Annotated in this window: 21 protein-coding genes; 8 read left to right on the forward strand and 13 right to left on the reverse strand. The window is 72.9% G+C overall.

Features of this window, described 5'->3' with window-relative positions:
- Window positions 1-3: 3 nt before the first annotated feature.
- Genes ACX25U_RS04760 through ACX25U_RS04775 form a run of 4 tightly spaced genes read right to left on the reverse strand, consistent with a single transcriptional unit; the run spans window position 4 to window position 4,415 of the window.
- On the reverse strand, window positions 4-789 hold the full coding sequence (locus ACX25U_RS04760; protein ID WP_454389280.1) for a CDP-alcohol phosphatidyltransferase family protein: 786 nt from the start codon (window positions 787-789) through the stop codon (window positions 4-6).
- The gene (locus tag ACX25U_RS04765; protein ID WP_454389281.1) at window positions 767-1,828 is read right to left on the reverse strand and encodes an iron-containing alcohol dehydrogenase family protein; all 1,062 of its coding nucleotides are present in this window, start codon (window positions 1,826-1,828) and stop codon (window positions 767-769) included. Before ACX25U_RS04765 ends, ACX25U_RS04760 begins: the two co-directional genes overlap by 23 nt.
- A complete protein-coding gene (locus tag ACX25U_RS04770) occupies window positions 1,816-2,568 on the reverse strand; it encodes a phosphocholine cytidylyltransferase family protein (protein WP_454383118.1) in 753 nt (250 codons plus the stop codon). Before ACX25U_RS04770 ends, ACX25U_RS04765 begins: the two co-directional genes overlap by 13 nt.
- Window positions 2,565-4,415 carry a DUF5941 domain-containing protein gene (locus ACX25U_RS04775; protein ID WP_454389282.1) on the reverse strand — a complete coding sequence of 617 codons (1,851 nt, stop codon included), beginning with the start codon at window positions 4,413-4,415 and terminating at the stop codon, window positions 2,565-2,567. The genes ACX25U_RS04770 and ACX25U_RS04775 overlap by 4 nt, the downstream gene beginning before the upstream one ends.
- Before the next feature lie 276 nt (window positions 4,416-4,691).
- On the opposite strand from ACX25U_RS04775, the gene galE reads away from it, so the two are divergent.
- From galE to idi, 3 genes are all read left to right on the forward strand, one after another.
- A complete protein-coding gene (gene galE / locus ACX25U_RS04780) occupies window positions 4,692-5,663 on the forward strand; it encodes a UDP-glucose 4-epimerase GalE (protein ID WP_454389283.1) in 972 nt (323 codons plus the stop codon).
- Window positions 5,664-5,804: 141 nt separating this feature from the next.
- Complete coding sequence (locus ACX25U_RS04785) at window positions 5,805-6,743, forward strand: cation diffusion facilitator family transporter (protein ID WP_454389284.1); 939 nt, start codon at window positions 5,805-5,807, stop codon at window positions 6,741-6,743.
- Between the two features lie 186 nt (window positions 6,744-6,929).
- Window positions 6,930-7,520 carry an isopentenyl-diphosphate Delta-isomerase gene (idi, locus tag ACX25U_RS04790; RefSeq protein ID WP_454389285.1) on the forward strand — a complete coding sequence of 197 codons (591 nt, stop codon included), beginning with the start codon at window positions 6,930-6,932 and terminating at the stop codon, window positions 7,518-7,520.
- A 215-nt stretch (window positions 7,521-7,735) separates the two neighbouring features.
- Here the strand turns inward: idi and ACX25U_RS04795 are convergent, their stop codons facing one another.
- Both ACX25U_RS04795 and ACX25U_RS04800 read right to left on the reverse strand, forming a co-directional pair.
- Window positions 7,736-8,239 carry an ATP-binding protein gene (locus ACX25U_RS04795; protein ID WP_454394089.1) on the reverse strand — a complete coding sequence of 168 codons (504 nt, stop codon included), beginning with the start codon at window positions 8,237-8,239 and terminating at the stop codon, window positions 7,736-7,738.
- 212 nt (window positions 8,240-8,451) lie between these two features.
- Window positions 8,452-9,039 (reverse strand): HdeD family acid-resistance protein, encoded by a 588-nt coding sequence (locus tag ACX25U_RS04800; RefSeq protein ID WP_454389286.1) that lies wholly within the window; start codon window positions 9,037-9,039, stop codon window positions 8,452-8,454.
- A gap of 94 nt (window positions 9,040-9,133) precedes the next feature.
- Here ACX25U_RS04800 and ACX25U_RS04805 point away from each other — a divergent pair, with 94 nt between their 5' ends.
- Entirely contained in the window at window positions 9,134-9,880 is a 747-nt protein-coding gene (locus ACX25U_RS04805; protein ID WP_454389287.1) for an enoyl-CoA hydratase/isomerase family protein, read from the forward strand.
- Between the two features lie 32 nt (window positions 9,881-9,912).
- Here the strand turns inward: ACX25U_RS04805 and ACX25U_RS04810 are convergent, their stop codons facing one another.
- Together ACX25U_RS04810 and ACX25U_RS04815 are read right to left on the reverse strand one after the other, a co-directional pair.
- A complete protein-coding gene (locus ACX25U_RS04810; protein WP_454394091.1) occupies window positions 9,913-10,548 on the reverse strand; it encodes a DJ-1/PfpI family protein in 636 nt (211 codons plus the stop codon).
- A 49-nt stretch (window positions 10,549-10,597) separates the two neighbouring features.
- The gene (locus tag ACX25U_RS04815; protein ID WP_454389288.1) at window positions 10,598-11,557 is read right to left on the reverse strand and encodes a GlxA family transcriptional regulator; all 960 of its coding nucleotides are present in this window, start codon (window positions 11,555-11,557) and stop codon (window positions 10,598-10,600) included.
- Window positions 11,558-12,014: 457 nt separating this feature from the next.
- Between ACX25U_RS04815 and ACX25U_RS04820 the strand changes: the two genes are divergently transcribed.
- Complete coding sequence (locus tag ACX25U_RS04820) at window positions 12,015-14,381, forward strand: Tex family protein (protein ID WP_454389289.1); 2,367 nt, start codon at window positions 12,015-12,017, stop codon at window positions 14,379-14,381.
- Between the two features lie 437 nt (window positions 14,382-14,818).
- On the opposite strand, the gene ACX25U_RS04825 is transcribed toward ACX25U_RS04820, so the two are convergent.
- Window positions 14,819-16,459, reverse strand: a complete 1,641-nt coding sequence (locus ACX25U_RS04825; protein ID WP_454389290.1) for an ABC-F family ATP-binding cassette domain-containing protein — start codon at window positions 16,457-16,459, stop codon at window positions 14,819-14,821.
- Window positions 16,460-16,495: 36 nt separating this feature from the next.
- Window positions 16,496-17,527, reverse strand: a complete 1,032-nt coding sequence (locus tag ACX25U_RS04830; protein ID WP_454389291.1) for an oxidoreductase — start codon at window positions 17,525-17,527, stop codon at window positions 16,496-16,498.
- A gap of 67 nt (window positions 17,528-17,594) precedes the next feature.
- Between ACX25U_RS04830 and ACX25U_RS04835 the strand changes: the two genes are divergently transcribed.
- Window positions 17,595-18,551, forward strand: a complete 957-nt coding sequence (locus tag ACX25U_RS04835; protein ID WP_454389292.1) for an FAD-dependent oxidoreductase — start codon at window positions 17,595-17,597, stop codon at window positions 18,549-18,551.
- 292 nt (window positions 18,552-18,843) lie between these two features.
- A complete protein-coding gene (locus ACX25U_RS04840; RefSeq protein ID WP_454389293.1) occupies window positions 18,844-19,587 on the forward strand; it encodes a MerR family transcriptional regulator in 744 nt (247 codons plus the stop codon).
- 15 nt (window positions 19,588-19,602) lie between these two features.
- On the opposite strand, the gene ACX25U_RS04845 is transcribed toward ACX25U_RS04840, so the two are convergent.
- The 3 genes from ACX25U_RS04845 to ACX25U_RS04855 are packed head-to-tail and all read right to left on the reverse strand — an operon-like array spanning window position 19,603 to window position 24,202.
- Window positions 19,603-21,780: a 3-hydroxyacyl-CoA dehydrogenase NAD-binding domain-containing protein gene (locus tag ACX25U_RS04845; protein WP_454389294.1), complete on the reverse strand. Its 2,178-nt coding sequence runs from the start codon at window positions 21,778-21,780 to the stop codon at window positions 19,603-19,605.
- A 50-nt stretch (window positions 21,781-21,830) separates the two neighbouring features.
- Entirely contained in the window at window positions 21,831-23,045 is a 1,215-nt protein-coding gene (locus tag ACX25U_RS04850) for an acetyl-CoA C-acetyltransferase (RefSeq protein WP_454389295.1), read from the reverse strand.
- Window positions 23,042-24,202, reverse strand: coding sequence for a CaiB/BaiF CoA transferase family protein (locus ACX25U_RS04855; protein ID WP_454389296.1), 1,161 nt, complete (start codon window positions 24,200-24,202; stop codon window positions 23,042-23,044). The genes ACX25U_RS04850 and ACX25U_RS04855 overlap by 4 nt, the downstream gene beginning before the upstream one ends.
- A gap of 214 nt (window positions 24,203-24,416) precedes the next feature.
- On the opposite strand from ACX25U_RS04855, the gene ACX25U_RS04860 reads away from it, so the two are divergent.
- The gene (locus ACX25U_RS04860; protein ID WP_454389297.1) at window positions 24,417-25,595 is read left to right on the forward strand and encodes a saccharopine dehydrogenase family protein; all 1,179 of its coding nucleotides are present in this window, start codon (window positions 24,417-24,419) and stop codon (window positions 25,593-25,595) included.
- Window positions 25,596-25,598: the final 3 nt, after the last annotated feature.

The following is a 25,598-nucleotide window of genomic DNA, read 5'->3' on the forward strand; positions in this document are numbered from 1 at the left end:
CGCTCACCTCAACCTGCTGGAAACGAGGATGGACACCAGGTGCAGCAGAGTCTGCAGGATCGCGATGCCGGCCAGGACCGCGATGCCGAGCCGGGTCCAGAACAGACCGCCGCCGGCGATCAGGTCGAGCACCGCGGCCAGCAGGATGAACAGACTGGCCTCGACACCGCCGACCAGGCGGTGGAACTTCAGCGCGGCGGCCGCCTTCCGGGCCAGGGCCAGGCCGGAGGAGCGGGGCACGGCCGCCTCGTCCTTGACCGCGGGCAGTCCGCCGCGGGCGCGGGCCACGTCGACCAGGTCGGTCTCGGCCTTGATCAGGACGGCGCCGAGCGCGGCCAGGGTGCCGAGGAACGCCCACAGCCACTCGGGGCTCCCGCCGCCGCCCCACAGGTCGGCGCCGCGCAGTCCGAAGCCGACCAGCAGGGCCGCCTCGGACAGGTAGTGGCCGATGCGGTCCAGGTAGACGCCGGTGATGGAGGTCTGCCGGCGCCAGCGGGCGATCTCGCCGTCGACGCAGTCCAGCAGCAGGTAGACCTGGATCAGGACGGCGCCGAGCAGGGCGCCGGCCAGACCCGGCACGAGGAGTGCCGCGCCCGCCAGGACGCCCGCGACGACCATCAGGTACGTGAGCTGGTTGGGCGTGATCCTGGTGCCCACCAGGTAGCGGTCGACCCGCAGGGACACCTCCCGCATGTAGAGGCGGCCCGCCCAGTGCTCACCGCTGCGCCGGTCCTTCACCCCTTCGGGATGCACGACCGGCCGTAGTTCAGCTACCGATGGTCTTGACATAGTCGAGGTAGAGGCCCTTGATCTGGTCGGACTTGAGGTCGAGGTGTTCGAGGATCGTGTAGCGGCCGGGCCGGGTCTCCGGGGCGAACTCCACGACCCGGACGAACTCGTCCACCGTGAAGCCGATGTCCTCCGGCAGTACCGGCAGCCCGTGCCGGCGCAGTACCTCGGCCATGGCGGCCGACTCCTCGTGGGCCCCGCGCAGGTACATCGCGAAGGCCGCGCCCAGCCCGCACTGCTCGCCGTGGCTGGCGGCCCGCTTGGGGAACAGCAGGTCGAAGCCGTGGTTGATCTCGTGGCAGGCGCCGGAGGCGGGCCGCGAGTCGCCCGAGATCGACATGGCGATACCGGTGAGCACCAGGGCCTCGGCGAGCACCTGCAGGAAGTCGCTGTCGCCGATGCCGCCCGGGTGGCGCAGCACCGCCTCGCCCGCCTGCCGCGCCATCGCGGCGGCCAGGCCGTCGATCTTCTCACCGTTGACGCGGTGGGACAGCTCCCAGTCCGCGACCGCGGAGATGTTCGAGACGGCGTCGCCGATGCCCGAGCGCACGAAGCGCGCCGGAGCGTCCCGGATCACGTCCAGGTCGATGAGGACCGCGATCGGGTTCGGCACGCCGTACGAGCCGCGGCCCGCGTCGTTGTCCAGGGTGGCGACCGGGGAGCACAGGCCGTCGTGCGAGAGGTTCGTGGGCACCGCGACCAGGGGCAGGCCGATGCGTGCCGCGGCGAACTTGGCGCAGTCGATGATCTTGCCGCCGCCCAGGCCCACGACCGCGTCGTAGTGGCCGGCCTTCATCTCGCCGGCCAGCCGGATCGCGTCGTCGAGGGTGCCGCCGCCCACCTCGTACCAGGTGGCGCCGGGCAGCGAGGGGGCGATCCGCTCGCGCAGCCGGGCGCCGGAGCCGCCGCTGACGGCGACGGCGAGCCGCCCGGAGTGCGAGATGCGCTCGTCGGCGAGCACACTCGCCAGGTCGTCGAGGGCGCCAGGACGGATGTCCACCACGACCGGCGACGGGATGAGCCGGGTCAGTACTGGCACGCGATCTCACGTCCCCTGGCGAGATCGTCGTGGTTGTCGATCTCGACCCACTTGACGTCGCCGATCGGCGCCACGTCGATCCTGAAGCCGCGGTCGACGAGCTCCTGGTAGCCGTCCTCGTAGTACAGCTGCGGGTCCCGCTCGAAGGTGGCCCGCAGCGCGTCCGCCAGCTCCGGGGCGGCGTCGCCCTCGATCAGGGTGACCCCGATGTACTCGCCGGTGGCCTCGGCCGGGTCCATCAGCTTGGTGATCCTCCGAACCCCCCTGTCGGGATCGGCGACGACCTTCATCTCCTCGTCGGCCAGCGACTTCACCGTGTCCAGGGCGAGGATGATCCTCCTGCCCTCGCCGCGGGCGGCGAGCAGGGTCTTCTCGACGGAGACCGGGTGGACGGTGTCGCCGTTGGCGAGGATCACGCCGTCCTTGAGGGCGTCCCGGCCGCACCACAGGGAGTAGGCGTTGTTCCACTCCTCGGCCTTGTCGTTGTCGATCAGGGTGAGCCTCAGGCCGTACGTCCGCTCCAGGGCCTCCTTGCGCTCGTACACGGCCTCCTTGCGGTAGCCGACGATGATCCCCGCCTCGGTCAGGCCGATCTCGGCGAAGTTGCCGAGGGTGAGGTCCAGGACCGTGGGACCCTCGTCCGTACCCGCGGGCCCCACCGGCACCAGCGCCTTGGGCAGGGTGTCGGTGTAGGGGCGCAGACGCCGTCCGGCGCCGGCCGCCAGCACGAGGCCGATCATGCGGGTTCTCCTTCGTCGTGTACGGCGGGCGCGCCCCTCAAGTGAGAGGCCACCCAGAAGCGGATGCTCTCGGCGAGCACCACCAGGGCCACGGCCACGGCGAGCACCGTGAGCGCGACCGTGAACTGCGCGGGGGTGAGCAGAGCGGCCAGCACGGTGACGAGCAGCGTCCGCCCCTCCTGTCCCCCGAGGGCGCGCACCAGCCAGGCCGGCGGCGCTCCGGCGTTGCCGCGGATGCGGTACACCGTGTCGTAGTGATGGTAGGCGACGGCCGCCACCAGCCCGAAAGCCGCGGGAAGCGCTCCGGGCACATCGGCCCTGGCCGCCAGTACCAGGACGGTGCCGTACTCGGCGGCGCGGAAGAGCGGGGGGATCAGCCAGTCGAGGGGGCCCTTGAGGGGCTGGGAGAGGGCCAGGCCCGAGAAGAAGGCGTAGAAGACGGCGGCGACGGCGACGTACCAGAGCTCGCCCAGGTACAGGGCCCAGGACAGGAACGTCACGCCGACCAGGGCGCGCAGCAGCGGGAAGCCGGTGTACCAGCGCGCGTTGGGATCGCGCAGTCCGGCGGAGACGGACGCGAGCGGCCCGTTGTCCGCGAGGTCCGCCAGCGCCTGGGCCGCCCGGTCGGTGCGCCGTGCCTTGCGGGTCACCGACCGCAGGACCCGGCCCGCCGTGGTGTACGTCGCCGCGAAGGCGCAGCCGATGAGCAGCGCGTAGAAGGTGATCCTCGGGGTGGTGGCCGCGGTGAGGACGGCGATCATGGCCCAGCGTTCGCCGATGGGCAGGACGATCATCCGGCGTACCCAGACCGTCCAGCCGACGCTGTCCAGCTTGTCGGAGAGGGCGGCGGTGGGGCTGGTGTTGGCGGTGGCGGCCGTGTCTCCGGCGTTCGCCTCGTTGAAGGAGAAGTCGACCACGTGCCGGCAGGTCTGCAGGACCATGGCGCCCAGGGCCAGGGCCCACACGTCGTCGCCGCCGCGGGCGGCGCCGAGGGCGAGGCCGGCGTAGTAGGCGTACTCCTTGGCCCGGTCGAAGGTGGCGTCCAGCCAGGCGCCGAGGGTGGAGTACTGCAGCGAGTAGCGGGCCAGCTGGCCGTCGGTGCAGTCCAGGACGAACGAGGCCATGAGCAGCACGCCGGCGGCGATGAACCCGCCGCGGGTGCCGGTGGCGGCGCAGCCGGCCGCTATGAGCGCGGTGAGCAGGGACGCGGTGGTGACCTGGTTGGGGGTCAGGCCGCGGCGGGCGCACCAGCGGGCGATGTAGCGGGAGTACGGGCTGATGAAGAAGGTGGTGAAGAAGCCGTCGCGGGCCTTCACCGCCGACTTCAGGCGGACGGCCTCGTCGTCGACGGCGGCGACGGCCTGCCGTGCCTCGTTGCGGGCCTGCGGGTCGTCGGGTACGGCGGCGACGAGGCTGCCGAGCTCGGGGCGGTGCACGTCGGCGCCGTCGGCCTCCAGGGCGTCGGCGATCCGGTCGGCGAGGCTGTCGACCTCCCCCACGCTCGGCTTCGCTCGCGCGAGGAGACTCCCCTCCGTGGTGCCGCCGGCGGAGTTCTCGCGGACCATCGCGCGGGTCAGCTCCTGGCGGCCGGCCGGACGGGCGGTCACCGCGCCGGGGACGGCGGCGAGCGGGAAGCGGGGGTCGGTCAGACCCAGGCGCAGCGCGTGCGGATGGCCGACGAACCGGGCGTCGACGACGGCGACCCGCTGGTCGGCGGGCACCTGGGCGAGCAGGGTCTCGGCGGCGGAGCCGTCAGTGGCGACCCGCACGTCGAAGCCGAGGGACCGCAGATCGCTCTCGAGCGACGATCCGGGGACCGGCTGACCGGCGAGGATGGCGGTCGACAACCGAACTCACTCCCTGGGTGCCGACGCGTCCGCGCCGGTCATGTACATGATGGGGCGCCGCTTGCCTGTGGCACCCGGGCGGCATCGGCAGAGGCTATCGGATGCCGGGAAGCCCGCGTTCACCGCCCGTTAACGGGCCGCTCGCGTGGTCTGCCGCAGCCTTCGCCGCGCTCATCATCGGTGATCCGGGGGCCGGGTCACAAACTCCGCACCAGATCAGGCATTCCACGCATACGCACGCCACGAGCCCGTTGTCCCGTCATAAGCTGGACGACCGTGACATGGCTGATCACCGGCGGGGCCGGGTACATCGGGGCACATGTGGCGCGGGTCATGGCGGGGGCCGGGGAGCGGGTGGTCGCGCTCGACGACCTGTCGGTCGGCAACGCCGCGCGGCTGCCGGACGAGGTGCCGCTGGTCCGTGGATCCTCGCTGGACGGGGAGCTGCTCAAGCGGGTGCTCGCCGAGCACGCGGTGACCGGGGTGCTGCACCTGGCCGCGCGCAAGCAGGTCGCCGAGTCCGTCGCGCAGCCGGCCCGCTACTACCAGGAGAACGTGGGCGGTCTGGCGACCCTGCTGGACGCGGTGGCCGAGGCCGGGATCGGGCGGTTCGTCTTCTCCTCCTCGGCGGCCGTCTACGGCAACCCCGGTGTGGACCTCATCACGGAGGACACCCCGTGCGCCCCGGTGAACCCGTACGGCGAGACCAAGCTCGCCGGGGAGTGGCTGGTGCGGGCGGCGGGGCGGGCCCACGGGATCGCGACCGTCTGCCTGCGCTACTTCAACGTGGCCGGCGCGGCCGCCCCGGAACTCGCCGACACCGGCGTGTCCAACATCGTGCCCATGGTCTTCGACCGCCTCACCCGCGGCGAGGCACCGCGCGTCTTCGGCGACGACCACCCGACGCCGGACGGCACCTGCGTCCGCGACTACATCCACGTCGCCGACCTGGCGGAGGCCCACCTCGCCGCCGCCCGGCGCCTGACCGGCCCGGAGGCCGGCGGCGATCTGACCGTGAACATCAGCCGCGGCGAGGGCGTGTCGGTGCGTGAGCTGCTCACGGTCATCGGCGAGGTCACCGGCGACCGGCGGCCGCCCGTCGTCGAGGCGCGCCGTCCCGGGGACGCGCCCCGCGCCGTCGGCTCGGCGGAGCGGGCCGCGGCGGAACTGGGCTGGCGGGCCCGGCGCGGGGTACCCGAGATGGTCTCCTCGGCATGGCGGGGCTGGCTGCCGCACCACGGCGTCTGAACCGTGCGGTGCCCTGACCTGCGTATGTCTTTACGCAGGTCAGGGCACATGACAACGGTGTTCAGTGCCGCTTTGCCCCATACCCCCCACCCGTAGTTCACTGTGATCCCGGGCGGAACGACGGAAAGGGCGGTCAGTCACATGGGTGCCGGTCACCACCACGGACACGCGCACGGCGCCGGAGCCGCCGGCACGGCGGCTGCCGCACACCGCGGCACCCTGCGCATCGCGCTGTCGATCACGCTCACCGTGATGGTCGTGGAGATCGTCGGCGGCCTGCTCGCGGACTCCCTCGCGCTGGTCGCGGACGCCGCCCACATGGCCACCGACGCTCTCGGCCTCGGCATGGCGCTGCTGGCCATCCACTTCGCCAACCGTCCGCCGAGCCGGAACCGCACCTTCGGCTACGCCCGCGCGGAGATCCTCGCCGCGCTCGCCAACTGTCTGCTGCTGCTCGGCGTCGGCGGCTATGTGCTCTACGAGGCGGTGCAGCGGTTCCTCGCCCCGGCCGACACCCACGGCGGGCTGATGATCGTGTTCGGCGCGATCGGCCTGGTCGCGAACTCGGTCTCCCTGATGCTGCTGATGCGCGGCCAGAAGGAGAGCCTGAATGTGCGCGGCGCCTTCCTGGAGGTGGCCGCGGACGCGCTCGGCTCACTGGCGGTCATGGTCTCGGCGGCGGTGATCCTGCTCACCGGCTGGCAGGCCGCCGACCCGATCGCCTCGCTCGCCATCGGTCTGCTGATCGTGCCGCGCACCTTGAAGCTGCTGCGCGAGACCCTCGACGTGCTGCTGGAGGCGGCGCCGAAGAACGTCGACATGGACGAGGTACGGGCGCACATCCTGGCCCTGGACGGCGTGGAGGACGTGCACGACCTGCACGTCTGGACGATCACCTCGGGTCTGCCGGTGCTGTCCGCGCACGTGGTCGTCGGCTCCGACGCGCTCAGCGCCAACGGCCACGAGAAGCTGCTGCACGAGTTGCAGGGCTGCCTCGGCGACCACTTCGACGTGGAGCACTGCACCTTCCAGCTGGAGCCGAGCGGGCACGCGGAGCACGAGGCCCGGCTGTGCCACTGACGGCCTCCGCGGGCCGTCCCCGGCCCGCGGGGTGCCCGGACGGTTCCGGGTGGGTCCGGGCGGGCACGATCACCTACTGGACCCCACTCGCGGCGCCGCGCGGGACATGCGGGGGTGCCGGGAAGCGCCAGGAGTGCCGGTTTCGTACGGCAGACTTGAGTTCGAGGACCGAGGCGAAGGATGGGTATGCCGATCACACCTGCCACCGCGAAGCACAGCTCGTCGAACGGCACCGCGGACGCGATCATGCTGGAACTGGTCGACGAGGACGGCGTGACGATCGGCACCGCGGAGAAGCTCGCCGCCCATCAGCCACCGGGGCAGCTGCACCGCGCCTTCTCGGTGTTCCTCTTCGACGACCGCGGCCGGCTGCTGCTGCAGCAGCGGGCGCTGGGCAAGTACCACTCCCCCGGCGTGTGGTCCAACAGCTGCTGCGGCCACCCGTACCCCGGTGAGGCGCCCATGGCGGCGGCGGCCCGGCGGACGTACGAGGAGCTGGGGATCTCCCCGTCGCTGCTCGCCGAGGCGGGCACGGTGCGCTACAACCACCCGGACCCGGAGTCGGGGCTGGTGGAGCAGGAGTACAACCACCTCTTCGTCGGCCTGGTGCAGTCGCCGCTGCGGCCCGACCCGGAGGAGATCGGGGCCACGGCGTTCGTGACGCCCGCCGAGCTGGCGGAGCGGCAGGCCGGGGACACCTTCTCCGTCTGGTTCCCGACGGTGCTGGACGCGGCCCGGCCCGCGATCAGGGAGCTGACGGGTCCCGCCGGCTGGTAGTCCCGGCCGGCGGGGACCGGTGGGTCGACGGTGGTCGACGCGGGCTGAGCAGCCTTGGTGAAGTCCGGGGCGACACCGCGCCCCGTAAGGGGCGCGGGGCCGTATTGATGTGCGACTCCTCCCCCAAGCTCTTGACGAGCAGGGGGACCCCCATCGTGGGCGCGGCCCGGCCCCCACCGGCCCGCGGGTTCATCACCGTGCTTCCGGCGGAGCGCTCAGCGCGCGGGCTTGAGCGGCAGGGCGGCCCAGATCACCTTGCCGCCGCTCGCCGTGTGCTCGACGTCGTAGACCCCGCCGGCCTCCCGGGCGATCTCGGTGACCAGGAGCAGCCCGCGGCCGCCGGTCTGCGCGTGGTCGGCCTCCAGGGCGGTCGGGCGGTAGGGGTGGTTGTCCTCCACGGACACCCTCACCCACTCGGCGCCGACGGCGACCTCCACGGCGAGCATCGGCGACAGCAGCGCCGCGTGCCGTACGGCGTTCGTGACCAGCTCGGACACGATCAGCAGCAGCCCGTGGACCAGGTCGTCCGAGGCCGGGACGCCCTGGCGCAGCAGCAGGTCCCGGACCGCGTGCCGGGCCTGCGGGACCGAGGCGTCGACGGCGGGCGCGGTGAACCGCCAGACTCCCTCGTAGGGCAGTGGACCCAGCGGCCCGTTGTCCAGAGGTGCCCCCGCGCCGCCTTCTGGGCGTGGGCCGTACCCGCGCCCGTGGTTGTCCATCGTCCGGTCGCCACCCTCGCGCTCGATTGTCACCACACGTCGAGTGTTGGTAACGCACCGCTCCCCGCCCAAGGACTGAACACAAGTCAGCATGTTTCGAGCGCTTTCTGACCGTTGGCGTATGACTCGGTCACGTGTGGGACCGCTCCTGCCCCGTCCGCACCGACTTCGCGAACTATTCGGGTTGTACGGTCCGTGGTCCGCGCGTTGCCCTACGGCATCCGGTCGGAGACCATGCCGACGATGCGGCGGCCGCCGAAGCCGGTGGCGATCAGGCCGAGGCCGTCGAAGAGGAGGGCGAGGGAGATGAACGCGCCGATGACGTACTGGCTGCTGCTCGGCCAGTTGGCCAGAACCAGGATGCCCAGCAGCAGGTAGAAGACGCCCAGCAGGAGTGTCCAGCCGAACTGGGGGCCGCGCACGACGGCGCTGCCGACCACCCGGAACAGGCCGCCGGTGAGGAACAGCAGGGCGGCGAACATGGTGAGCGCGGCGGCGGCCGCGTGCGGGTGGCTGATGACCACGACCCCGGCGGCGATGTTCAGGGCGGCGACGATGGCGCCGAGCCAGAAGAAGCTGGAGCCGCGGGCCTGGATCGCGTGCATCAGTCCGACGAGCCCGCCGATCAGCAGCAGCCAGCCGAACAGGAGCATGGAGGTCAGGGTGACGGCAGCCGTGTAGACGAGTCCGACGAGTCCGGCGACCACCAGGAGCACCCCGAGTCCGGCGAGCCAGCCGAAACCGCGGCGCATCTTCGCCGTTTCGCTGCGGGGCTTGCGGGGCTTGGTGAACCTGGCCATCGGCGCCTCCTCACTGCCGCACCACACCCCCCGATCCCCTGGTCCCCCTCCCCTCCTTGATCAAACGCTCGGCGGGGCCGCTACGATCCGGCGCATGGAGCCGCAGCTGCTGCACGACGTCACCGACGGGGTCGCCACCGTCGTCGTCCACCATCCGGCCAAGCGCAACGCGATGACTGCCGCGATGTGGCGGTCGCTGCCGCCGCTCCTGGAGGGCCTGGCGGCGGATCCGGGCGTACGGGCCCTGGTGCTGACGGGCGCGGACGGGACGTTCTGCGCGGGCGCCGACATCTCCACCCTGCGCGGCTCCCCCGAGGAGGCGCAACGCCTGGCGGTGCTGGCCGAGGAGGCCCTCGCCGCGTTCCCCAAACCGACGCTGGCGGCGGTACGCGGGCACTGCGTGGGCGGCGGCGCCCAACTCGCCGCGGCCTGCGACCTGCGGTTCGCGGAGTCGGGCGCGCTGTTCGGCGTGACACCGGCCAAGCTGGGAATCGTCTACCCCGCGTCCTCGACCCGCCGTCTGGTCTCCCTGGTGGGCCCGGCCACCGCCAAGTACCTGCTGTTCTCCGGCGAGTTGATCGACACCGAGCGCGCGCTGCGCACCGGCCTGGTCGACGAGGTCCTGCCCGAGGGCCGACTCACCAAGCGTGTCACGGAGTTCACCCGCGTCCTCACCTCCCGCTCCCAGCTGACCCAGGCCGCGGCGAAGGAGTTCGCCGACGGCCGCACGGACCGTGACGCCCACTGGACGGAGCAGGCACGCGGCAGCGGCGAGACGGCGGAGGGGGTCACCGCCTTCCTGGAGCGCCGTGCGCCCCGGTTCTCCTGGAGCGTGCGGTAGACCGGGCCTCGCGTCACGCCCCGCCCCGGGCCCTACGTCAGGATGAAGCGGCTCTTGGCACGGAACTCCTCGACGAGGTGCGCGGGGGCCTTGTCCGGGGATCCGGCGTCGTAGGGCGGCTGAGGGTCGTACTCGGTCAGCAGTTGGACGGCCTGGGCGTGCTCGTCGCCCGCGATCCTGCCGAGCAGGGTCAGGCCCATGTCGATGCCGGAGGAGACGCCGGCGGCCGTGACGTACTTGCCGTCGACGACCACCCGCTCCCCCGTGGGCTCGGCGCCGAAGCGCTCGAGCCGGTCCAGCGCCAGCCAGTGCGAGGTCGCGCGGCGGCCGTCCAGGAGTCCGGCGGCGGCCAGCAGCAGCGAGCCGGTGCACACGGAGGTCGTCCAGGTGCTGGTGGCGTCGGCGGCGCGCAGCCAGTCCAGCAGGGCCCGGTTCTCCATCTGCGCCGCCTGGCCGGGGCCGCCCGGGACGACCACGATGTCGGGGCTCGGGACCTCGGCGAGGGCCTCGTCGGCCGTGAGCGCGAGGTGCCCGGTGTCGGTGCGGACGGGACCGGTCCGCTCGGCGACGAAGACGGTCTCGGCGCCGGGGAGGCGGCCCAGGGTCTCGTACGGGCCCACGGCGTCCAGGGCGGTGAAGCGGTCGAAGAGGACGATGGCGATCTGCACGGGATTCCCTTCGGTGGTGTCGGGTTCGGTGGGTGTCATTCGGTGGGTGTCAGGTGACGGGTGCGGGGCGGAACCGGCGCCGGTACTCGGCCGGGGCGGCCCCGAGCGCCTTGACGAACGCGCGCCGCATGGCCTCGGGCGTGCCGTAGCCGCTGGCGCGGGAGATCTCCTCGACGCCGTCGGCGGTGTCCTCCAGCAGCCGGCGGGCGTGTTCGAGGCGGACCCGGTCGACGTAGCGGCCGGGGGTGGTGCCGGTCTCGGCCCGGAAGGCGCGGGCGAAGTGGCGCGGCGAGAGCCGGGCGCGTGCGGCCAGTGCCTCGACCGACAGGTCGGCGGCCGGATGCTCGGTGATCCACTGCTGTACGTCCCGCAGCGGCGCGCGCGTCGCTGTCTGGACGGCGAGTTGGGCGCTGAACTGGGCCTGGTTCCCGGGCCGCCGCAGGAAGACCACCAGGTGGCGGGCGATGGTGAGCGCGGTGTCGCGGCCCAGGTCCTCCTCGACGAGCGCGAGGGCGAGGTCGATGCCGGAGGTCACGCCGGCCGAGGTGGCCACGTGGCCGTCGCGCACGTAGATCGGGTCGGCGTCGACCCTGACGGCGGGGTGGTCGCGGGCGAGCTTGTCGCAGTACGCCCAGTGGGTCGTGGCCCGCCGGCCGTCCAGCAGACCCGCCTCGGCCAGCAGGATCGCCCCGGTGCACACCGAGACCAGCCGAGCCGCCCGCGGCCCGTGCCCACGCACCCACTCGACCAGCCGCGCGTCCGGCCGGCGGGTGCCCTCGCCGCCGGGGACCAGCAGAGTGTGCGGCACGGGCGCCTCGGCGAGCGAGCCGTCTGGTACCAGCCCCAGCCCGCTGGAGGCGCGTACGGGTCCACCGTCCAGCGAGGCGGTACGGATGCGGTACGTCCCCGGTACGGCCTTCTCCGCACCGGCGAACACCTCCAAGGGGCCGGTCACATCAAGACTCTGCACGCCGTCGAAGAGAACGACGAGAACGGTTCGCTGCGCCATGCGCCCGATTCTTGACGCCCGGCGGAACGACCGCAACGACGGATTCCCCACCTTTCCTGCCATGCGCTCACCGTCCGCCACGGCAGGCTCGGACGCAGCAGTGCCCCGACCGGCGCGGGGCGGTGGGCCCCGTCGGCCCACCAAGACCGATCACCCGCCACTGCGCGGGACGTACGCGCCGCAAGGTCCCGCACCACCCGGGCCCGTCCGGCCGCCCCGGGCGACTCCGCCGTCCCGGTAAGGGGCACGGGCGCCGAACCGCCGGGCGCCGCTCGGACACGGCCGTGGCTCCGGCGTCCCGTACCCTGGCCCGGCTCTGCCGGAGGCTCGGCCAGTGCGGGTCGGCGGCACGGCGAGGCGGGGATTCGGTGCGACGCGGTGGTGCCCTGAGCGCCGGTTGTCGGTGGGGCCTGTCAGAATTGCGGCGCACAGTGGAGCGAGAAGGCGGTACGGGATCGTGACGACACCCCTCACAGGGTCCATCGAAGGCAGGATCGCCGAGGAGCTCGGCGTACGGGAGCGGCAGGTCAGGGCCGCCGTGGAGCTGCTGGACGGCGGCTCGACGGTGCCCTTCATCGCCCGCTACCGCAAGGAAGCGACCGAGATGCTCGACGACGCGCAGCTGCGCACGATCGAGGAGCGGCTGCGCTATCTGCGGGAGCTGGAGGAGCGGCGCACCGCGATCCTGGAGTCGGTGCGCGAGCAGGGCAAGCTCACCGAGGAACTGGAGGCGCGCATCCGCGGCGCCGAGACCAAGGCGCGGCTGGAGGACATCTACCTGCCGTACAAGCCGAAGCGGCGGACCAAGGCGCAGATCGCCCGGGAGGCGGGCCTGGAGCCGCTGGCCGAGGGGCTGCTCGGTGATCCGGGCGTCGAGCCGATGGCCGCGGCAGCGGCGTTCGTGGACCCGGAGAAGGGCGTGGCCGATCCCCAGGCCGCGCTCGACGGGGCCCGCGCCATCCTCACCGAGCGGTTCTCCGAGGACGCCGATCTGATCGGTGAGCTGCGCGAGCGCATGTGGGTGCGCGGGCGGCTGGCCGCGAAGGTGCGTGAGGGCAAGGAGGAGGCGGGCGCCAAGTTCGCCGACTACTTCGACTTCGCCGAGCCGTTCACCGAACTGCCCTCGCACCGGATCCTGGCCATGCTGCGCGGCGAGAAGGAGGAGGTCCTCGACCTCGTTCTGGAGCCGGAGGAGCCGACGGACGGCCCGTCGTCGTACGAGGGGATCGTCGCCCACCGCTTCGGCATCGCCGACCACGGGCGGCCCGCCGACAAGTGGCTGCGGGACACGGTCCGCTGGGCCTGGCGCACCCGCGTCCTCGTCCACCTCGGCATCGACCTGCGGCTTCGGCTGCGTACCGCCGCCGAGGACGAGGCCGTGAACGTGTTCGCGGCCAACCTGCGCGACCTGCTGCTGGCCGCCCCGGCCGGCACCCGCGCGACGCTCGGGCTCGACCCCGGGTTCCGTACGGGCGTGAAGGTGGCCGTGGTCGACGCGACCGGCAAGGTCGTCGCCACCGACGTCGTCCACCCGCACGTTCCGGCCAACCGCTGGGACGAGGCGATCGCCAGGCTGGCCCGGCTGGCCGAGGAGCACGCGGTCGAGCTGATCGCGATCGGCAACGGCACGGCCTCCCGCGAGACCGACAAGCTCGCCGGTGAACTCATCGCCAAGCACCCGGAGTTGAAGCTCACCAAGGTGATGGTCTCGGAGGCGGGCGCGTCGGTGTACTCGGCCTCCTCCTACGCCTCCCGGGAACTGCCCGACATGGACGTGTCGTTGCGCGGCGCGGTCTCCATCGCCCGCCGGCTGCAGGACCCGCTGGCCGAACTGGTCAAGATCGACCCCAAGTCGATCGGCGTCGGTCAGTACCAGCACGACCTGTCCGAGGTGAAGCTGTCCCGCTCGCTGGACGCGGTGGTCGAGGACTGTGTGAACGGCGTCGGCGTGGACGTCAACACCGCGTCCGTGCCCCTGCTCGCGCGCGTCTCCGGCATCACCTCGTCGCTCGCCGAGAACATCGTGGCGCACCGGGACACCAACGGGCCGTTCACGTCGCGGGCCCAGCTGAAGAACGTCTCGCGGCTCGGCCCGAAGGCGTACGAGCAGTGCGCGGGCTTCCTGCGGATCCGCGGCGACGATCCGCTGGACGCCTCCAGCGTGCACCCGGAGTCGTATCCGGTCGTCCGCCGGATGGTGAAGACCACGGGTCAGGAGGTGGCCTCCCTCATCGGCAACACGGGCGTGCTGCGCTCGCTGAGGCCGGCCGACTTCGTGGACGACACCTTCGGCCTGCCGACCGTCACCGACATCCTCAAGGAACTGGAGAAGCCGGGACGCGACCCGCGGCCGGCCTTCAAGACGGCGACCTTCAAGGAGGGCGTCGAGAAGATCTCCGACCTGTCGTCCGGGATGATCCTGGAGGGCGTGGTGACGAACGTGGCCGCGTTCGGCGCGTTCGTGGACGTCGGCGTCCACCAGGACGGTCTGGTGCACGTCTCGGCGATGTCCAGGACGTTCGTCAAGGACCCGCGGGACGTCGTCAAGCCCGGTGACATCGTCAAGGTGAAGGTGCTGGACGTCGACATCCCGCGCAAGCGGATCTCGCTGACCCTGCGCCTGGACGACGAGGCCGCACCGCAGGAGCGGCAGGGCGGCGGCGGTGAGCGGAGCCGGCGCGGCGGGCGCCCGCCGCAGCAGCGCCAGGGTCGCGGCGGTGGCGGTGGCGGTGGCTCGCGCCAGGCGCCCGCGCCCGCGAACAGCGCGATGGCCGACGCGCTGCGCCGCGCGGGCCTGCTCGATCCGAAGAACGGCCGGCGCTGACACGTACGGGCCCGGACTCGCCGCGCTGCCGTCGGCGGGTCCGGGCCCGTCAGGTCCGCGGCCGGTCTTCGGCCGGTTCCGCGGCCGGTCTTCGGCCGGTTCCGCGACCGGTCCGTACCGGCGGGCCGTCAGCGCGGTGGGTACTGTCCGGGTGGCAGCGCCGAGTGAGGCCCTGGGACCGCGCCCGGGGGTGGCGGGCCGGGCTCGAAGGCGGCCGACGGCCGCCCCGTGCGCATCACGTCCTCCAGCCGCCTGTGTATGTCCGTGGCCGCGTCGCGGACGCGTGCGGGTACGTCACCGCGCTCGGCGACGAGTTGGTGATAGATGGGGGCGTCTTGGAACATGGGCGACCATCCCTTCCGGTCTGCGGTTTCGCTCCGCTGGGCAACGGTGACCGAGTGTAGGCCCCGCGCCGGCGCCCCTCGCGGGCGGTATGCCTAGCGTTCCGTCACCTTGCCGGCCGCGACCTCCAGTCGGCGGGTCACGCGCACCGCGTCCAGCATGCGGCGGTCGTGGGTGACCAGAAGCAGAGTGCCCTGGTAGGAGTCCAGCGCCGACTCCAACTGCTCGATGGCCGGCAGGTCGAGGTGGTTGGTGGGCTCGTCCAGCACCAGGAGGTTGACGCCCCTGCCCTGGAGGAGGGCGAGGGCGGCCCTGGTGCGCTCGCCCGGGGAGAGCGTCGCGGCGGGGCGCAGGACGTGATCCGCCTTCAGGCCGAACTTGGCGAGCAGCGTGCGGACTTCGACGGGTTCGGTGTCCGGGACCGCCGTGCGGAAGGCGTCCAGCAGGGTTTCGGGGCCGTGGAACAGGCGGCGGGCCTGGTCGACCTCGCCGACCAGGACGCCCGATCCCAGGGCCGCGTGACCGGCGTCCAGGCCCACCCGGCCCAGCAGGGCGCCCAGCAGCGTCGACTTGCCGGCACCGTTCGCGCCGGTGACCGCCACCCGGTCCGCCCAGTCGATCTGCAGGGACACCGGGCCGAGCACGAAGTCCCCGCGCCGTACCTCCGCGTCCCGCAGCGTGGCGACGACCGCGCCCGAGCGCGGGGCCGCCGCGATCTCCATGCGCAGTTCCCACTCCTTGCGGGGCTCCTCGACGACCTCCAGCCGCTCGATCATGCGCTGGGTCTGGCGGGCCTTCGCGGCCTGCTTCTCACTGGCCTCGCTACGGAACTTGCGGCCGATCTTGTCGTTGTCGTTGCCCGCCTTGCGCCGGGCGTTCTTCACGCCCTTGTCCATCCAGGCACGCTGCATCTGCGCGCGGTCCTGGAGGGCGGCCCGCTTGTCGGCGTACTCCTCGTAGTCCTCGCGGGCGTGCCGGCGGGCCACCTCCCGCTCCTCCAGGTAGGCCGCGTATCCGCCGCCGTGGAGGTTGATCTGCCGCTGGGCGAGGTCGAGTTCGAGGACCTTGGTGACGGTGCGGGTGAGGAACTCGCGGTCGTGGCTGACGACGACCGTCCCGGCGCGCAGCCCGGTCACGAACCGCTCCAGCCGCTCCAGGCCGTCCAGGTCCAGGTCGTTGGTCGGCTCGTCGAGCAGGAAGACGTCGTAGCGGGACAGCAGCAGCGAGGCGAGGCCGGCGCGGGCCGCCTGGCCGCCGGAGAGGGACGTCATGGGCTGGTCGAGGCCGACGGCGAGGCCCAGGGAGTCGGCGACTTCCTCGGCGCGTCCGTCGAGGTCGGCGCCGCCGAGGCCGAGCCACCGCTCCAGGCTCGTCGCGTACGCGTCGTCCGCGCCCGGTGCGCCCTCGACCAGCGCCTGTGTGGCCTCGTCCATCGCCCGCTGGGCCGCGGCCACCCCGGTGCGGCGGGCCAGGAACTCCCGTACGGTCTCGCCCGGCCTCCGTTCCGGTTCCTGGGGCAGGTGCCCGACGGTCGCCGTCGGCGGGGAGAGGGCGAGCTCGCCCTGTTCGGGCGCGTCCAGCCCGGCGAGCATCCTGAGCAGCGTGGACTTGCCCGCGCCGTTGGCACCGACCAGCCCGATCACGTCCCCGGGCGCGACGACGAGGTCGAGTCCGGCGAACAGCGCGCGGTCGCCGTGCCCGGCGGCGAGATTCTTGGCGACGAGGGTGGCAGTCATCAGACGGCCGATCCTAACGGCCGCGCCCGGCCGTGCTCAGCGCGCCATGGCCGCGACCAGCACGCTCCCGGATGTGCGCGCCACCACGAAGGACTCCCCCTTCACCGCCCTGGCGTCCAGCGGAATACGGTGCCGGCCCGGCTCCAGGAGGCCGTCGAAGACCTCCTGGGTGTGGGTGCGGTAGAGCCGGTCGAGGCGGTACGCGGTGAGCCGGACGCGGCAGGAGGAGGTGACCTCGACCTCCGCCGCACCCTCCGAGGCGGTCAGCCGGGTCAGACGGCGCCGCTCCACGGGGCCTCGGTCCAGGGCGTGCTCGATCTGGGCGACCAGGAGCGGGATGACCGGGGCGAGGCCGCCGACGTAGGCCGCGTCGGCGCCCGCGCGCTCGAACGCGGCTCGTACGGCGGCGCGTTCCTCCGGGCCGATCGCCCGGCCGAAGGCGACGGCGCCGTACTGGCGCAGTTCGCCGGCGTGGACGTCGTGCACGTCGCGGGTGATGTCGGCGCCGATGCCGATGGTGCGCAGGGCGGCGGCGAGCCTGGCGAGCACGGCGACCCGGGCGTCGATGAGCAGCACCCGGCGGCGGGGCGCGGGGCCGCCGCCGTCCAGCAGCGCACCGAGCGCCGCGCGGTACTCGGCGCCGTCGAAGCGGAACGGGCCCATGCCGTGGTAGCCGTTGAGTTCCAGGTCGGCGTGCTGGTCCGTCTGCCAGGCGAAGTCCCGCCAGAGGTAGTCCGTACCGTCCTCGCCGGCCCGCTCGATGACGGCGGTGACCGCGCCGCAGGCCAGGTCCTCGCACTCGGGGCAGCCGTAGATGACGTACCGGCCGCCCGGCAGCGGCGCCTCGCTCTCCAGCAGCAGGCCGCGCACCTGGGCGGTGAAGATCGCGGGCGGGACGTCGGAGGCGAGCGGGGAGACCGCGTCCAGGTCGGAGAGCCGGAACAGCAGCGGCCGTCCGTCCACGAGGAAGTCCACGAAGTCCCGGTGGACCTGGTGGCCGCCGTCGGTGAGGATCTCCCCGGCACGCGTTGCCGGGGCCAGGCCGAAGGTCGCGTACTCGGCAGACATGCGGTGAGTATTCCCGGCGTGCGGGCGATGTGAGCACGGCGTGCCGCATTCCGTTACTGTGCGCCGTATGCGCAGTGGGCCGCGAACCGAGGTCGTGGTGGTCGGCGGCGGCGTCATCGGGCTGACGACGGCCGTCGTGCTGGCCGAGCGCGGCCGTCGGGTGCGGGTGTGGACGCGCGAGCCGGCCGAGCGGACGACCTCGGCGGTCGCGGGCGGGCTGTGGTGGCCGTACCGGATCGAGCCGGAGTCGCTGGTCGGCGACTGGGCGCTGGAATCCCTGGCGGTGTACGGGGAGTTGGCCGCGCGTCCGGGCGGGACGGGCGTACGCGTGGTGGAGGGCGTGCACGGCGAGACCCGGCTGGACGCGCTCGGGCCGTGGGCGGCGCGGGTGCCCGGGCTGCGTACGGCGCGCGCCGGGGAGTACGCGGGCACGGCACTGTGGGCGCGGCTGCCACTGATCGACATGTCGACTCATCTCCCCTGGCTGAGGGAGCGGCTGCTGAAGGCCGGCGGGGCGGTCGAGGAGCGGACGGTGACGGATCTGGCCGCCGTGGACGCCCCTGTCGTGGTGAACTGCACGGGCCTCGGCGCCCGCGAGCTCGTGCCGGACCCCGCGGTCCATCCTGTGCGCGGTCAGCTCGTCGTCGTGGAGAACCCGGGCATCACGACCTGGCTGACCTCCGTCGACCACGCCGCGGACACCTCCACCTACTTCTTTCCGCAGCCGGGCGGGCTCGTCCTCGGCGGTACGGCCGAGGAGGGCGCGTGGTCCCTGACGCCCGACCCGGCGGAGGCCGAGCGGATCGTCGCGCGGTGCGCGGCCTTCCGGCCGGAGATCGCCGGGGCGCGAGTGCTGGAGCACCGGGTGGGCCTGCGTCCGGCCCGGCACGCGGTGCGGCTGGAGCGCGAGGCGCTGCCGGGTGGCCGGGTGCTGGTGCACAACTACGGGCACGGCGGGGCCGGGGTCACCGTGGCCTGGGGGTGCGCGCGTGAGGCGGCGGGGTTGGCGTGTCCGGCCGCCTGAGATGGTGCGTGCCGGTCAGCAACCGGGGCCGCGGTGGGCGGTGTCCGGTGCGTCTGCGCTGCGTGCCCGGAAAGATCCTCCGGGCGTGTTTCACCCATGACGGCCGAATGGCGGTCGTGCGGCAGGGACGGTCGTGGACATGCCTTGAGGCGCAGACGCTGGGCGGACTTGCGGCGGCCGTCGGCGGCCCCTGCCACTGACAACGGGCCCTGAGCCCGCTGCTTCATGAGTTCGGAGGCGCACCGCAGGTCAGGGCTTTCACAGCGCCGGTGGGACAGTGATACTGCTGCACATGACGACCGACGCCGACGAGCCGACCCTCACGATCGACGAACTGGCCGCGCGGGCCGGGGTCACGGTGCGCACGGTCCGCTTCTACAGCGGCCGGGGCCTGCTGCCGCCCCCGGTGATCGGTCCGCGCCGGGTGGGGCACTACGGCCCGGAGCACCTGGCGCGCCTGGCGCTGATCGAGGAGATGCAGCTGCAGGGCATGACGCTGGCCGCGATCGAGCGCCATCTGCGGCAGCTGCCGCCGGACCTCAGCCCGCACGACCTGGCCGTCCACCGGGCGGTGGTCTCCTCCTGGGCCCCCGAGACGGTGGAGACGCTCACCCGGCCCGAGCTGGAGCGGCGGGCCGGGCGGGCGCTGAACGACGAGGACGTGGAGCGGCTGGCGGCGATGAACGTGGTCGCGGCCGACGGGGACTCCTTCCGTGTCGACTCCGGGCTGCTGCGGCTCGGCGTGCGGCTGCTGGACGTGCCGCTGTCCCAGGAGACGATCCTCGCGGCCCGCACGGCGCTGATCGAGCACGCGCGGGCGGCCGCCCACGAGCTGTCGGGACTGCTGCGCGACGCCGTGGCCGAACGTGACACGCAGGACGTGAAGTCGTTGTCCGCGTACATGCACCCGCTGGTGGTGCAGGCCCTCCTCACGACCTTCCAGCGGTCACTCAGGGAGGAGCTGCGCGAGTGGGTCGACGCCACCCGGCCGGAGGGGCCCCGGGGAGGAGACCCCCGGGACACGCCCTCCGCCTGAGGTCCGAGCCGCGCCTCAGCCCGCGTCGGTGAACGTCTCCCCCTTCTCCGCCTTCCCCACCAGCAGGGCCGGCGGGTTGAACCGCTCGCCGTAGCACTCGGCGAGTTCACGCGCGCGTGCCACGAAGCCGGGCAGCCCGCCCTCATAGCCGTTGATGTACTGCAGCACGCCGCCGGTCCAGCCCGGGAAGCCGATGCCGAGGATCGAGCCGATGTTGGCGTCGGCGACGGAGGTCAGCACGCCTTCCTCCAGGAGCCTGACCGTGTCCAGCGCCTCGGAGAAGAGCATGCGCTCCTGCATGTCCTTGAACGGGATCCGGTGACCCGGCTTCGTGAAGTGCTCACGCAGCCCCGGCCACAGTCCGGCCCGCTTGCCGTCCTCGCCGTACTCGTAGAAGCCGGCGCCGCCGCTGCGCCCCGTACGGCCGAACTCGTCGACCATGCGGTCGACGACCGCCTCCGCGGGGTGCGCGGACCAGGTGCCGCCCGCCTCCTCGACGGCCCGCTTCGACTCGTTGCGGATCCTGCGGGGCAGAGTGAGCGTCAGTTCGTCCATCAGGGACAGCACCTTGGCCGGGTAGCCGGCCTGGGCCGCCGCCTGCTCGACGGAGGCCGGCTCGATGCCCTCGCCGACCATCGCCACGCCCTCGTTGATGAAGTGGCCGATCACCCTGGAGGTGAAGAACCCTCGCGAGTCGTTGACGACGATCGGGGTCTTGTTGATCTGCCGGACCAGGTCGAAGGCGCGGGCCAGCGCCTCGTCGCCGGTGCGCTCGCCCTTGATGATCTCGACCAGCGGCATCTTGTCGACGGGCGAGAAGAAGTGCAGCCCGACGAAGTCGGCCTGGCGCTGAACGCCCTCGGCGAGCGCGGTGATGGGCAGGGTGGAGGTGTTGGAGCACAGCAGCGCGTCCGGGGCGACGATCTGCTCGATCTCCTGGAACACCTTGTGCTTCAGGGCCGGGTCCTCGAAGACGGCCTCGATCACCGCGTCGCAGCCGGCGAGGTCGGCGGCCTCGGCGGTGGGGGTGATCCGGGCGAGCAGCGCGTCCGCCTTCTCCTGGCTGGTACGGCCCTTGGCGACGGCCTTGGCGCACAGCTTCTCGGAGTAGCCCCTGCCCTTGACGGCGGCCTCCAGGGACACGTCCTTCAGGACGACCTCCAGCCCCGCGCGGGCGCACGAGTAGGCGATGCCCGCGCCCATCATGCCGGCGCCGAGGACGGCCACCTTGCGGACCCGGCGGGGCTCGATGCCCTGGGGGCGGTTGGCGCCGGAGTTGACGGCCTGGAGGTCGAAGAAGAACGCCTGGATCATGTTCTTCGAGGTCTGCCCGGCGGCCAGCTCCACGAAGTGGCGGGCCTCGATGACCTGGGCGGTCTCGAAGTCGACCTGGGCTCCCTCGACGGCGGCGGCGAGGATGCCCCGCGGAGCCGGGTAGGGGACGCCGTTCGTCTGCTTGCGCAGGTTGGCGGGGAAGGCGGGCAGGTTGGCGGCGAACTTGGGGTCGGCCGGGGTGCCGCCCGGGATGCGGTGGCCGGGCCTGTCCCAGGGCTGCTGGGACTCGGGGTTGGCGTCGATGAAGGCGCGGGCCTTGGCCAGCAGTTCGTCCTGGCTGGTGGCCACCTCGTGGACGAGGCCGTTCTCCTGGGCGCGGCGCGCGTTGTACTGCGTGCCCTGCAGCAGCACCTTCAGCAGGGCGTCGGTAACGCCCAGCAGCCGTACGGTACGGACGACCCCACCGCCTCCGGGGAGCAGGCCGAGGGTCACCTCCGGGCAGCCGATCTTGGTGCCGGGCGTGTCGAGCGCGATGCGGTGGTGGCAGGCCAGGGCGAGTTCGTAACCGCCGCCCAGGGCCGCGCCGTTGATCGCGGCGACGACCGGCTTGCCCAGGGTCTCCATGCGGCGCATGTTCCGCTTGATCGCGAGGCCGCCGTCGAAGAGGTCCTGGGCGGTCTCGGGGGTGACCCGGATCAGGTCGCGCAGGTCGCCGCCGGCGAAGAAGGTCTTCTTGGCGGAGGTGAGGATGACGCCGCGGACGGTGTCCTTCTCGGCCTCCAGCCGGTCGACGACGGCGGCGAAGGAGTCGCGGAACGCCTGGTTCATGGTGTTCGCGGACTGGTCGGGGTCGTCGAGGACGAGGGTGACGACGCCGGTGTCGTCCTGTTCCCAGCGGATGGTGGTGCTCTCGGTCATGTCGGGGGTCTCCGTTGAGGTCTGAGGTCTGGGGGTGTCGCTGGGACGAGTCAGACGCGCTCGACGACGGTGGCGATGCCCATGCCGCCGCCCACGCACAGCGTGGCGAGGCCGTAGCGCTTGTCCTGGCGCTCCAGTTCGTCGACGAGGGTGCCGAGGATCATCGCGCCGGTGGCGCCGAGCGGGTGGCCCAGCGCGATGGCGCCGCCGTTGACGTTGACCTTGTCCAGGGACAGGCCCATGTCCTTCACGAAGCGCAGCACGACCGCCGCGAAGGCCTCGTTGATCTCGACGAGGTCGATGTCGTCGATGGTCAGTCCGGCCTTGGCGAGCGCCTTGCGGGTGGCGGGCGCGGGACCGGTGAGCATGATGGTGGGCTCGGAGCCGGAGACGGCGGCGGAGACGATCCGCGCGCGCGGGGTGAGGCCGTAGCGCTCGCCGACCTCCTTGGAGCCGATGGCGACGAGCGAGGCGCCGTCCACGATGCCGGAGGAGTTGCCCGCGTGGTGGACGTGGTCGATCTTCTCCACCCAGTGGTACTTCTGCAGGGCCACGGCGTCGAAGCCGCCGAGTTCGCCGATGTCCGCGAAGGACGGCTTGAGCCCGGCGAGGGAGTCGGCGGTGGTGCCGGGGCGCAGGTGCTCGTCGCGGTCGAGGACGACCAGCCCGTTGCGGTCCTTCACCGGGACGACGGAGCGGTCGAAGCGGCCCTCCTTCCAGGCGGCGGTCGCGCGCTCCTGGGACAGGGCCGCGTACTCGTCGACGTCCCGCCGGGTGAAGCCCTCGATGGTGGCGATCAGGTCGGCGCCGATGCCCTGGGGCACGAAGTCGACGGCGAGGTTGGTCATCGGGTCGTTGAACCAGGCGCCGCCGTCGGAGGCCATCGGCACCCGGGACATCGACTCGACGCCGCCCGCGAGGAGCAGGTCCTCCCATCCGGAACGCACCTTGGCGGCGGCCAGGTTGACGGCCTCCAGACCCGAGGCACAGAAGCGGTTCTCCTGCACACCCGCCACCGTGTCGGGCAGTCCGGCGGCGATCGCGGCGATGCGGGCGATGTCGGAGCCCTGGTCGCCGACCGGTCCGACGACGCCGAGCACGATGTCGTCGACCGCGGCCGGGTCGAGGCCGGGGAAGCGGTCGCGGATCTCGTGGATGAGGCCGACGACCAGGTCGATGGGCTTCGTGCCGTGCAGGGCGCCGGTGGCCTTGCCGCGCCCGCGCGGGGTGCGGATCGCGTCGTACACGTACGCTTCGGTGCTCACTGGCAAGCCTTTCGATGAGGGTTTTCGTCCTGAAGGAGTGCGGGCAGGTCCCAGTCGCGGGCCACGGCGGCCGTGTCGGCGCCGGGCCGGGCGGGGCCGGTGCGGACGGCGGTGGGGGTGACGGAGAAGCGGGGCGCGGGGGCCGGCTGGGTGAGGCCGGCGTGGTCGGTGAAGGTGCCGCGGGCGGCCAGGTGCGGGTGGTGCGGGGCCTCGCGCAGCGACAGCACGGGGGCCACGCACGCGTCGGAGCTCTCGAAGACGGCCGTCCACTCGTCCCGGGTGCGGGACTTGAAGCGGGCGGCGACCGCCTCGCGCAGTTCACCCCACCGGGTGCGGTCCGTGCGGGCGTCGGCACGGTCCTCGAGGCCGAGCAGGGTCAGGAACTCGTCGTAGAACTGCGGCTCGAGCGCGCCGACCGCCATGTACCGGCCGTCGGCGGTCTCGTAGGTGCCGTAGTACGGGCAGCCGCCGTCCAGGAGGTTGGATCCGCGGCGGTCCTGCCAGCCGCCGGCGGCGAGCATGCCGTGGATCATCGCGGACAGGTGGGCGGTGCCGTCGACGATGGCGGCGTCGACGACCTGTCCGGTGCCGGTCGCGCGCGCGTGGTGCAGGGCGGCGAGGACGCCGGTGACGAGGTAGAGGGAGCCGCCGGCGTAGTCGCCGAGGAGGTTGGCGGGGACGGCCGGGGGCCCGTCCGGGTCGCCGATCATGCCGAGGGTGCCGGTGACGGCGATGTAGGCGATGTCGTGTCCCGCGCGCGGGGCGAGCGGGCCGTCCTGGCCCCAGCCGGTCATCCGGCCGTAGACGAGGCGGGGGTTGCGGGCGTGGCACGCCTCAGGGCCGACGCCGAGGCGCTCGGCGACGCCGGGCCGGTAGCCCTCGATGAGGATGTCGGCGCGCTCGGCGAGGCCGAGGACGCGGGCGGGGCCGTCCGGGGACTTCAGGTCGACGACCACGGAGCGCTTGTTGCGGTTGGTGAGGTCGCAGGCGGGGTCGATGCCGAGTGCGGCGCCGCCGGGGCGGTCCACCCGGACGACGTCGGCGCCCAGGTCGGCCAGCAGCATGGCGGCGAACGGGCCGGGGCCGATGCCGGCCAGCTCGACCACGCGCACGCCGGTGAGCGGTCCGTGCCGACCCGCCGCCCGAGTCGTTGCCATCCAGCCCCCTTGCTGTGACACAACCGATGTAACACCGATGATGCTAAGAACGCGTTCCAGCGGAGACAAGCCCTGGGCGAGCAAGCGCTTAGCCAAGTCCTGCCGAGTCCGTACCCGGTGGCCGCGCGCCGGTACCCCTCACCGTCGGGCTCCGCACTCCTCACGCTAGCCTCGGCCACCGACAGCGGCGCGGGCTGCGGGAGCGAGGGGTGTCATGAGCAGGCTGAAAAAGACGGAGCGTCCGTACGACATCGTGCTCTTCGGAGCCACCGGCTTCGTGGGGGAGCTCACCGCCGGATACCTTGCCGCGCACGCCCCCGAGGGACTGCGCTGGGCGATCGCCGGCCGCAGCGAGGAGCGGCTGCGGAAGCTGCGCGAGCGGCTGCCCGGCGGTGCGTCCGTCGGAGTGCTGCGCGCGGACGTGACCGACCCGGCCTCCCTGCGCGAACTCGCCCGGCACACGCGCGTGCTGGCCACCACCGTGGGCCCCTATGTGACGTACGGCGAGGAGCTGGTCGCCGCCTGCGCGGACAGCGGCACGGACTATCTGGACCTGACCGGCGAGCCCGAGTTCGTCGACCTGGTGTACGTCCGGCACGACGCACGCGCGCGTGAGACGGGCGCACGGCTGGTGCACGCCTGCGGCTTCGACTCGGTCCCGCACGACCTGGGCGTGTACTTCACCGTCCAGCGGCTGCCGGAGGGCGTGCCGCTGACCGTGGACGGGTTCGTCCGGGCGGACGGCGCCTTCTCGGGCGGGACGTTCGCGTCGGCCCTCAACCAGTTCGCACGCCCGTTGCGGATGCGGGCCGCCGCGCGGGACCGGGCGCGGCACGAGCCGCGGCTGCTGGGCAGGCGGGCGTCCGCGCCGACGCCCGCGCCGCGGTTCGCCGGGGAGATCGGCGCCTGGGTGCTGCCGCTGCCGACCATCGACCCGCAGATCGTGCGGCGCTCCGCGCGGGCGCTGGAACGTTACGGCCCCGACTTCCGCTACCGCCACTACGCGGCCGTCCGGCACCTGCCCGTCGCCGTGGGCGGCGTCGCGGCCGTCGGCGCGGTCATGGCCGCCGCCCAACTGCCGCCCGCCCGGCGCTGGTTGTCCGGCCGGCTGCAGCCCGGTCAGGGGCCGAGCACCGAGAAGCGGGCCAGGAGCTGGTTCTCCGTGCGGTTCGTGGGCGAGGGCGGCGGACGGCGGGTGCTGACCGAGGTCGCGGGCGGCGACCCCGGGTACGACGAGACGGCGAAGATGTTCGCCGAGTCCGCCCTGTCCCTCGCCTTCGACGACCTCCCGCCGACGGCCGGCCAGGTCACCACAGCCGTGGCCATGGGCGACGCCCTCATCGCCCGCCTGCGCCGGGCGGGGCTCACCTTCCGGACAGCTGCGAGTGCTTAGGAC

This window comes from Streptomyces sp. JNUCC 63 (assembly GCF_054366325.1).

Bases quoted from the DNA above. Each gene is read 5' to 3' on its own strand.
- ACX25U_RS04760 (WP_454389280.1), bottom strand. From the start codon at position 789: ATGTCAAGACCATCGGTAGCTGAACTACGGCCGGTCGTGCATCCCGAA.
- ACX25U_RS04770 (WP_454383118.1), bottom strand. From the start codon at position 2,568: ATGATCGGCCTCGTGCTGGCGGCCGGCGCCGGACGGCGTCTGCGCCCC.
- ACX25U_RS04785 (WP_454389284.1), top strand. From the start codon at position 5,805: ATGGGTGCCGGTCACCACCACGGACACGCGCACGGCGCCGGAGCCGCC.
- idi (WP_454389285.1), top strand. From the start codon at position 6,930: ATGCCGATCACACCTGCCACCGCGAAGCACAGCTCGTCGAACGGCACC.
- ACX25U_RS04795 (WP_454394089.1), bottom strand. From the start codon at position 8,239: ATGGACAACCACGGGCGCGGGTACGGCCCACGCCCAGAAGGCGGCGCG.
- ACX25U_RS04800 (WP_454389286.1), bottom strand. From the start codon at position 9,039: ATGGCCAGGTTCACCAAGCCCCGCAAGCCCCGCAGCGAAACGGCGAAG.
- ACX25U_RS04805 (WP_454389287.1), top strand. From the start codon at position 9,134: ATGGAGCCGCAGCTGCTGCACGACGTCACCGACGGGGTCGCCACCGTC.
- ACX25U_RS04815 (WP_454389288.1), bottom strand. From the start codon at position 11,557: ATGGCGCAGCGAACCGTTCTCGTCGTTCTCTTCGACGGCGTGCAGAGT.
- ACX25U_RS04825 (WP_454389290.1), bottom strand. From the start codon at position 16,459: ATGACTGCCACCCTCGTCGCCAAGAATCTCGCCGCCGGGCACGGCGAC.
- ACX25U_RS04830 (WP_454389291.1), bottom strand. From the start codon at position 17,527: ATGTCTGCCGAGTACGCGACCTTCGGCCTGGCCCCGGCAACGCGTGCC.
- ACX25U_RS04835 (WP_454389292.1), top strand. From the start codon at position 17,595: ATGCGCAGTGGGCCGCGAACCGAGGTCGTGGTGGTCGGCGGCGGCGTC.
- ACX25U_RS04840 (WP_454389293.1), top strand. From the start codon at position 18,844: ATGACGACCGACGCCGACGAGCCGACCCTCACGATCGACGAACTGGCC.
- ACX25U_RS04845 (WP_454389294.1), bottom strand. From the start codon at position 21,780: ATGACCGAGAGCACCACCATCCGCTGGGAACAGGACGACACCGGCGTC.
- ACX25U_RS04855 (WP_454389296.1), bottom strand. From the start codon at position 24,202: ATGGCAACGACTCGGGCGGCGGGTCGGCACGGACCGCTCACCGGCGTG.
- ACX25U_RS04860 (WP_454389297.1), top strand. From the start codon at position 24,417: ATGAGCAGGCTGAAAAAGACGGAGCGTCCGTACGACATCGTGCTCTTC.